This is a genomic window from Pseudomonas sp. Larv2_ips (assembly GCF_963879675.1).
In the GTDB taxonomy this organism is placed as follows: Bacteria; Pseudomonadota; Gammaproteobacteria; order Pseudomonadales; family Pseudomonadaceae; genus Aquipseudomonas.
This window is the reverse complement of sequence record NZ_CAWOAW010000027.1, coordinates 605,293-605,936: the sequence shown is the minus strand read 5'-3', so window position 1 is coordinate 605,936 and position 644 is coordinate 605,293.

Below are 644 nucleotides of genomic sequence, written 5' to 3'. Positions count from 1 at the left end.
AAAAGCCCCAAAGTAACCAAAGGGCTCTTGCCCCACCACTCGGCACCTCGCTTAGGCTCGGTGTGCCCTCACTCCGGCTTGAATCTGTGGGCCGCCGTGACGGGCCATCCATGGCCCAACACGGCTAACCCGGCGTCCTGCCGGGTTACCCACGGATTCAAGCCTGCGTTCGGCCAGCGTGGTTTAACGGGGCGCCTAAGATCAAAGTCAACAGCAGATCAAGATCAAAAGCAGAGCACGGCGGCCTGGTAGCCGACCTGAGTGGTTAGATCATAAGCGGACGCGAGGCGGCCTGACAGCCGGCCTGATCTTGAAGGCTGAACTCAATCAAATGTGGGAGCTGGCTTGCCTGCGATGGCATCAACTGGTTGTGCCTGATAGACCGAGGTGCCTGCATCGCAGGCAAGCCAGCTCCCACAGAAAAGCAAAAGCAGTGCGGTGCTGGCAGCTGAACTCGGTCAACTTGTGGGAGCGGGCTTGCTCGCGAAGGCGGTGGATCAGTCAACTCATGTGTAGCTGACACACCGCCTTCGCGAGCAAGCCCGCTCCCACATTTGGATCTCAGTGCATCAGATAGAAGTGGGTTGCTGTGCTGTTGCTGTGCTGTTGCCCTGCTTTTGCTTCAACCACTCAGGTCGGCTACT